7 protein-coding genes are annotated in these 7,145 nt (G+C 75.1%); 1 reads left to right on the top strand and 6 read right to left on the bottom strand.

Annotated features, from left to right (window positions below; genetic code table 11):
• Positions 1-84 precede the first annotated feature (84 nt).
• Positions 85-1,305 (bottom strand): MFS transporter, encoded by a 1,221-nt coding sequence (locus ADK52_RS08570; protein ID WP_053689151.1) that lies wholly within the window; start codon positions 1,303-1,305, stop codon positions 85-87.
• A 201-nt stretch (positions 1,306-1,506) separates the two neighbouring features.
• On the opposite strand from ADK52_RS08570, the gene ADK52_RS08565 reads away from it, so the two are divergent.
• Positions 1,507-1,956, top strand: coding sequence for a MarR family winged helix-turn-helix transcriptional regulator (locus tag ADK52_RS08565; protein ID WP_053689150.1), 450 nt, complete (start codon positions 1,507-1,509; stop codon positions 1,954-1,956).
• A 13-nt stretch (positions 1,957-1,969) separates the two neighbouring features.
• On the opposite strand, the gene ADK52_RS08560 is transcribed toward ADK52_RS08565, so the two are convergent.
• From ADK52_RS08560 to ADK52_RS08540, 5 genes are all read right to left on the bottom strand, one after another.
• Positions 1,970-2,491 (bottom strand): hypothetical protein, encoded by a 522-nt coding sequence (locus ADK52_RS08560; RefSeq protein WP_053689149.1) that lies wholly within the window; start codon positions 2,489-2,491, stop codon positions 1,970-1,972.
• Positions 2,488-3,093 (bottom strand): RNA polymerase sigma factor, encoded by a 606-nt coding sequence (locus tag ADK52_RS08555; RefSeq protein WP_234343550.1) that lies wholly within the window; start codon positions 3,091-3,093, stop codon positions 2,488-2,490. Before ADK52_RS08555 ends, ADK52_RS08560 begins: the two co-directional genes overlap by 4 nt.
• A gap of 125 nt (positions 3,094-3,218) precedes the next feature.
• Positions 3,219-3,656, bottom strand: a complete 438-nt coding sequence (locus ADK52_RS08550; protein ID WP_053689147.1) for an LAETG motif-containing sortase-dependent surface protein — start codon at positions 3,654-3,656, stop codon at positions 3,219-3,221.
• Between the two features lie 136 nt (positions 3,657-3,792).
• On the bottom strand, positions 3,793-5,379 hold the full coding sequence (locus tag ADK52_RS08545) for a glycosyltransferase (RefSeq protein ID WP_159045876.1): 1,587 nt from the start codon (positions 5,377-5,379) through the stop codon (positions 3,793-3,795).
• 155 nt (positions 5,380-5,534) lie between these two features.
• Positions 5,535-7,118 (bottom strand): PLP-dependent aminotransferase family protein, encoded by a 1,584-nt coding sequence (locus ADK52_RS08540; protein WP_053689145.1) that lies wholly within the window; start codon positions 7,116-7,118, stop codon positions 5,535-5,537.
• Positions 7,119-7,145: the final 27 nt, after the last annotated feature.

Raw genomic sequence — 7,145 nt, 5'->3', positions numbered from 1 at the left:
GGGTGGTGGTGCCGGACATGCGGGTTCTCCTGAATCGTGGTGCGGGGGATGCCGTACGAGGGGTGGCGTACGAGGGGTCGTGGATCAGTGGCGGACGGGCACGGGGGCGGCGTCCCGGGCTCCGGCCGCGACGACCCGGCCGCCCGAGCCCGGGCGGGCGGCCGTACGCCGCTCCAGCGCGCCGGAGACGAGGGCGAGGACCAGGGCGGAGGCGGCGAGCGCGGCGCCGACCCAGTTCGGGGCGGTCCAGCCGAGCCCGGCGGCGATGACGAGGCCGCCCAGCCAGGCGGCGAGCGCGTTGCCGAGGTTGAAGGCGCCGATGTTGACCGCGGAGGCCAGGGTGGGGGCGCCGGCGGCCTGGTCGAGGACCCGCTTCTGCAGCGGCGGCACGGTCGCGAAGCCCAGCGCGCCGATCAGCACGATCGTGGCGGCGGCGGCGGTCTTGTGGTGGGCCGTGAAGGTGAACACGGCCAGGACGACGGCCAGGGCGCCCAGGGACACGTACAGCATCGGCATCAGCGCGCGGTCGGCGAACCGGCCGCCGATGAGGTTCCCGGCGACCATGCCGAGGCCGAAGAGGACGAGCAGCCAGGTGACGGACGTGTCGGCGAAGCCGGCGACGTTGGTCATCATCGGCGTGATGTAGGTGATCGCGGCGAACACGCCGCCGAAGCCGAGGACGGTCATCGCCATGGCGAGCAGTACCTGGACGTTGCGGAAGGCGGCCAGCTCGTGGCGGATCCGGACGCCCTCGGGCCGGGGCAGCTCGGGGACCAGCTTGGCGATGCCGAGCAGGCCGAGGACGCCGAGGGCGGCGACGATCAGGAAGGTGACGCGCCAGCCGAGGGTCTGGCCGACGAGGGTGCCGAGCGGGACGCCGACGACGTTGGCGACGGTCAGGCCGGTGAACATCATGGCGATCGCGCCGGCCTTCTTCTCGGGGGCGACGAGCCCGGCGGCGACCACCGAGCCGATGCCGAAGAAGGCGCCGTGGGCGAGCGAGGCGACCACGCGCCCGGCGAGCATGACGCCGAAGGCGGGGGCGAGCGCGGAGAGCACGTTGCCCGCGATGAACAGGCCCATGAGCAGCATCAGCATGCGCTTGCGGGGGACGCGGGTGCCGAGGACGGTCATGAGCGGGGCGCCGAGGACGACGCCGAGGGCGTATCCGGTGACCAGGAAGCCGGCGGTGGGGATCGAGGTGCCGTAGTCGGCGGCGACCTCGGGGAGCAGGCCCATGATCACGAATTCGGTGGTGCCGATCCCGAAGGCCCCGATGGCCAGGGCGAGGAGTGCGAGAGGCATGAGGGGGGTGCGCCCTTCAAGGGGGAGGTGGTGGTGCAGTCCGCGGCACTTGCCGTCGCCGCTTACGTGCGTCCACATTAATTGCAGACGCGGGATAATTGCAAGCGCGGGCTATTGCGGCAGTGGCCTATCCTGGGAGCAGACCCCTGGGAACACGGGGAACGGGACCGCCGGAAGCGGTGTGAAGAGCAGGGAGCAGCCATGACGGCCACCGACAGCGCACTCACCGGCCTCGCCCAGGGCTGGTGCGCCCTCTCCCTGCTGCACGGGCGGATCGAGGCGCACATCGAGCGGGCCCTGCAGAGCGGCCACGCGCTGAGCGTGCGCGAGTACTCGCTGCTGGACGTCCTGAGCCGCCAGCACAGCGGCCCGGGCGGGCACCTGCGGATGCACCAGGTGGCCGACTCGGTGGTGCTGAGCCAGAGCGCGACCACCCGGCTGGTCAGCCGGCTGGAGGACCGCGGGCTGCTGAACCGCTACATCTGCGACACGGACCGCCGGGGCATCTACACCGACGTGAGCGAGGCGGGCCTGGCCCTGCTGGCCGCCGCCCGGCCGACCAACGACACCGCGCTGCGCGAGGCACTGGCCGAGGCCGGCCGCAACCCCGAACTCGCCCCGCTGGTGGCGGCGGTGGAGAACACCCCCTAGAGCCGTTGGGCTCCTAGGCCTTGGACGGTGCCGCGCTCGGGGGCGGGGAGGACCGCAGCGGCGTGGACGACGGGCTGGCGGACGGGACCATGGACCTCGACGGCGGGGCGGCGGAACGCCCTCCCGACGGGGTCGGCGTCGGCCCGGGCGGCTGCGGCGAACGGGTCCCGGGGGTCGTGGGGGGCGTCGGGGACGACGGCGCCACCGACGGGTGCGGACTGCCCGTTCCCGCAGGGGACCCCGGGGTCGGTCCGGGTCCGGTGATCTCGGGCGGCGAAGCCGGCGGTACCGGCCGGGCCGGGGACGGGTCCGGGCCCAGTACGAGGTACCCGGCCACGGCGGCGGCAGCCGTGGCCAGTCCCGCCAGCGGCAGCGCGAACCGGCGGAGGTTCAGCCGCAGCCGCGCGGCGGGCAGCCGCCGTACGTGCAGACCCGGCGGATCCGCGGGGCGCAGCTCGCGGACGGTGATCCCGGCCGCGCGGGCGTCGAGGGCCTGGCGCAGCCTGCGTTCGACGGGGCGTTCGCCGTGCGTCATATCCGTCCCTCCAGAATCCGTTCCAGCGCGTCCAGGGCGCGGCTCGCGTTCGACTTCACCGCGCCCCGGCTGATTCCGAGGGTGGTCGCTATCTCCGCCTCGCTGAGTTCGGCCCAGTAGCGCAGTACGAGGACCTGCCGGCGGCGCGGGGTCAGCCGGCCGAGCGCGGCGAGGACCTCGCGGTGTGCCTCGTCGAGGACGACGTGGTCCTCCGCGGACGGGATGTCGGCCGCCGCGGGCGGGGTCCACGCCCGGGCCGTGCGCCGTCGGCGCAGCACGGACCGGGACGTGTTGACGACGGCGGTGCGCAGGTAGCCGAGCGCGTTGTCGACCTCGCTGATCTGTTCCCCGTGACGCCGGTACAGGGCCGTGAAGGCGTCCTGGACCACGTCCTCGGCGGTGGCCAGGTCGTCGACGAGCAGCACCGCCAGCCGGACCATGCGCAGCCGGTGCGCGTGGTAGAGCTCGGTGACGGTGGGCTGCCGCGCGTCGCCGCGCGGGTCGCCGTCGTACGCGGCCCCCGCCCCGTACGCGGCCCCCTGACCGTGGGCGTGACCGTACGGCCGGGCGGGCGGCGGGGTGGCGCGCTCGCGGCGCAGCACCGACGACCACACACCCCGCCACGACCACGAGCCCCACCACGCCCGGCCGGAGCCGAGCGTGAGGGGGCGTGCGGAAGGTGCGGGTAGTACGAGGTGGAGCACTGGATTCCCGGGTTCCTGGGTGCCTAGCCGTTGGCGCGGCGCCGGACGGCGTAGAGGGTGCCGGCGCCGGCGGCGATGAGCGCGGCGGCCCCGCCCCCGATGGCGGCGGTGGTGGCGGAGGAGCCGGTCTTCGCGAGCTCGTCACCGGCCTGCGAAGGGGCCGCGGTGGGCGCGGCGCTCGGCTGCCCCGTGGGCTGGACGCTCGGCGCCGCCGTCGGCGGGAGGCTGCGCGAGGGCGTGGGGTGGACGCTCGGCGCCGAGGTCGGCGGGACGCTGCGCGAGGGGGTGGGCGTGGGCGCGGCGCTCGGCATCGCGCTCGACGAAGCGCTGGGGGCGGGCGACGGGGCGGCCGAGGCCCCCTGCGCGGCGAAGGCGGGCCCGGCGAGCGCGAGGACGGCCCCGGCGGCGGCAGCGGTGACGGCCGCCCGGCGGACGGTCGAGGGGACGCGCTTCAGGTTCATCACAGTGGTTCTCCACGGTCGGGTCACGGTCGGTGCAGGGCTCGGAATGCCGCCCTTCACCCCCGCACGACGCGCGACCCCCCGCGAGGTTGCCGCCGATTCCGAAGAAATTTCTTCGAGTGGAAAAAAATCTTCTTCAGGCCGTGGGCAGCGGGATCCTGCGGACCACCTCGAAGCTCAGATTCCCGTACGAGGTGAAGAAGGCGGCGGCCGTGAGTTCCGTGGCTCCGCCCGGGTCGCGGGCGAGGACCTTGGCCCGGCGGGCCGTGCGGTCGAGCTCCGGGGCGTGCCGGCGGCCCAGCCGGACCGTACGGGTGACCCCGTCCGCCCGTACGTTCAGGAAGCAGTCCCAGGTGCCCGGCGGTATCGGATCCCCGCCGGCCAGCTTGGCCAGGTCGACCTCCGCCAGGAAGCCCGCCATCATCAGCTCCGGGTTCTGCTCGGTGAGCTCGGGCGCCGGCCGGGCCAGGACGGGTACGAGGTGCTCGTCGCCCGTCTCCCGCGCCCGCAGCAGCAGCTGGCTCTCCATGCGGCCGGTCCCGAGCGACTGGATGTACGCGTGGCCGGTCAGCCGCACGCGGCCGCCCTGCCAGGTCAGCGACGCGAGCCGGTGCTGCGTCTTGAGCTTGTCGGTCACGTCGAAGAGCACGTCCGGCAGTCCCGCCGCCGGGTCGCGGAACAGCGGGTAGCAGCGGTACACGCGGCCGTTGTCGACGATCTCCTGCGGCGCCGGCTCCAGGGCCGGGTCGTACTCCATCAGCTGCTCGAAGGCGGGCAGCGGGCCGCAGGCGAACGCGTACAGCCGGATCCAGTCGATCGGCGGCAGCTCGCCGCCCATGTCCGGCCGCCAGTACGTCTGCACCAGCGCCCGCGCCCGCTCGTACACCTCGCCGGTGAAGCCGGGGTTCTCGTGGCGGGCCTCGACGGCCGGCCGCAATGCCGTGCGCAGCAGGCTGCGGAAGTGCCGGCCGAGCATCCGGCGCCGCCCCACCGGGTCCTGGACCCGGTCGGCCACCAGGGCCATGACGCGCTCGATGTGGGCCACCGTCTCGCCGGCGGTCCGGGGGCGCGCGGTGATGTTCTGGCCGTCGTCGCGGCGGCGCAGGAAGTAGCAGTCGTAGTCGCCGACGACCGAGATCTTCCCGGCGGCCAGGAACACCTCCGTCACGAAGAGCTGGTCCTCGCCGTACCAGAGGTCCTCCGGGTAGCGCAGACCGGCTTCCTCGATGACCTGGCGGCGGATCAGCTTGCCCGAGTGCAGCGAGCGGTAGACCTCCGAGGTGTGGAGGGCTGCCTCCTCGGCGTGCCGGTGGGCCTTGTCCGAGACCGTCCGGCCGAGCCCGACCTGCTTGGCGAGCACGACGTCGCTGCCCTGGGTCTCGGCCATGTCCAGGAGCCGTTCCAGCGCCTCGGGGCCGAGGTAGTCGTCGGCGTCGAGGACGAAGACGTACCGGCCGCGGGCCAGGTCGAGGGCCCGGTTGCGGGGGGCGCCGGGGCCGCCGGAGTTCGGCTGGTGCAGGACGCGGACCTGCGGGTACCGGGCGGCCCAGCGGTCCAGCTCGGCGCCGCTGCCGTCCGTGGAGCCGTCGTCGACCGCGATGACCTCCAGGCGCTCGGACCCGAGGCTCTGGCCGAGCGCGGAGTCGAGGCACTCGTTCAGGTAGGGCATCGCGTTGTAGACGGCGATGATCACGGTGATGTCGGGGACGGACGCGTGGTGCATGCAGCTGAGCATAAAGTTCCGCTTCCCGGACTCCGGAGGGGGTCCCCGCGGGCCCGCCCTCCGGACCATGGCGGACCGGGTCCTGGCCGGGCCGGGTCCTGGCCGGGCCGGTCCGGGTCAGCGGAGCCGGTCCGGTTCAGCGGAGTCGGTCCGGTTCAGCGGAGTCGGTCCAGGGCTCGGCCGAGCAGGGCGATGCCCTCTTCCAGTTCGCCGGGCGGGCCCGCCGCGTAGCCGAGGACCAGGCCGGGTGCGCCCGGTCGGACGCGGTGCCAGGACAGCGGGTGGGCCTTGACGCCGAGGGCGAGTGCCCCGGCCGCGAGGGCGGTGTCCTCGAAGGGCGCGCCGTCGAAGGTGACCATCAGGTGCAGGCCGGCCGCCGCGCCGTGGACCCGGGCGCCCGGCACGTGCGCGGCGATCGCCCGGAGCATGGCGTCCCGCCGGCGGCGGTGGCGGCGCCGGACGAAGCGCAGGTGGCGCTCCAGCTCGCCCGAGTCCATCAGCCGGGCCAGCACCAGCTGGGCGAGGACCGGATTGCCGAGGTCGGCGTAGCGCTTCGCGGCCACCACCGCCTCGCGCAGGCGGGGCGGGACGAGCAGCCAGCCGAGGCGCAGCGCGGGGGCGAGCAGTTTGGACACGCTTCCGGCGTAGCAGACGCCCTCGGGCAGCAGGGCGCGCAGCGCGGGGACGGGGGCGCGGTCGTAGCGGTGCTCGGCGTCGTAGTCGTCCTCGACGACCAGTCCCCCTGCCGCCGCCCAGTCGAGCAGCTCCCGGCGGCGCTCGCCGTCGAGCACGACCCCGGTCGGGAACTGGTGGGCCGGGGTGAGCAGCACCGCCGGGGCGCCGCTCGCCCGGAGGGCGGCGGTGTCCAGCCCGCCCTCGTCCACCGCTACCGGTACGGTCTCCAACCGGCCGTACTCCAGCTGCTGCCGCGCCCCGAGTGAGCCGGGGTCCTCCACGGCGACCTTCCGCACGCCGTCCTCGCGCAGGACGTGGGCCACCAGGGCCAGCGCTTGGGCGACCCCGGCGACGATGACGACCTCGTCGGGGTCGGCGCGGATTCCGCGGTTGCGGGCGAGCCAGCCGGTGACCGCCGTCCGCAGCGCGGGCGCGCCCTGAGGGTTCCCGTAGCCGAAGTCGGCGGGCGTGAGCGCGCCGAGCACGTGCCGCTCGGCCCGCAGCCAGGCGGTACGCGGAAAGGCGGTGAGGTCGGGCACCCCCGGCGAGAGGTCGATCCGCGAAGGCACGGCCCGCAGGGCGTCGACGAGCGCCCCGGCGGCCCCCACCCCGAACGGCCCGCCGGGCCCGGGCGCGTCCGGGCCGTCCGGCGCCACCGGGCCGCCGCAGCGGACGGGCCCGGCCGGGGCGACCGGACCGCCCGGCGCTCCCGGACTGCCCGGCGCGTTCCGGTCGGACCGGGCCGGCGGGGGTACGGGGGCGGCGACCACCGTCGTGCCCGAGCGGCCGCGGCCCTGGATCTGGCCGGCGTCCGCCAGGCGCTGGTAGGCCCCGGTGACCAGGCCGCGGGAGACGCCGATCTCCGCCGCGAGCACCCGGCTCGGCGGGAGGCGGCTGCCGACCGGCAGCGTGCCGTCGGCGATGGCGGCTCGGATGCGGGCCGTCAGCCATTCCGTGCGGCCGCCCGGCGGCGCCTCCTCCCGGTCCAGCTGGAGGAAGTCCGAGCCGCCTGCGGGTTCGGACCGTTTGGACCCCTCGGATCGATGCGGTTCGGCACTGCCCATGGGGCCAATGCTCGCAGAGGCTGGTCC

The organism is Streptomyces sp. WM6372 (assembly GCF_001279655.1).
Taxonomy (GTDB): domain Bacteria; phylum Actinomycetota; class Actinomycetes; order Streptomycetales; family Streptomycetaceae; genus Streptomyces.
This window is presented reverse-complemented; position numbering and strand designations above follow the sequence as displayed.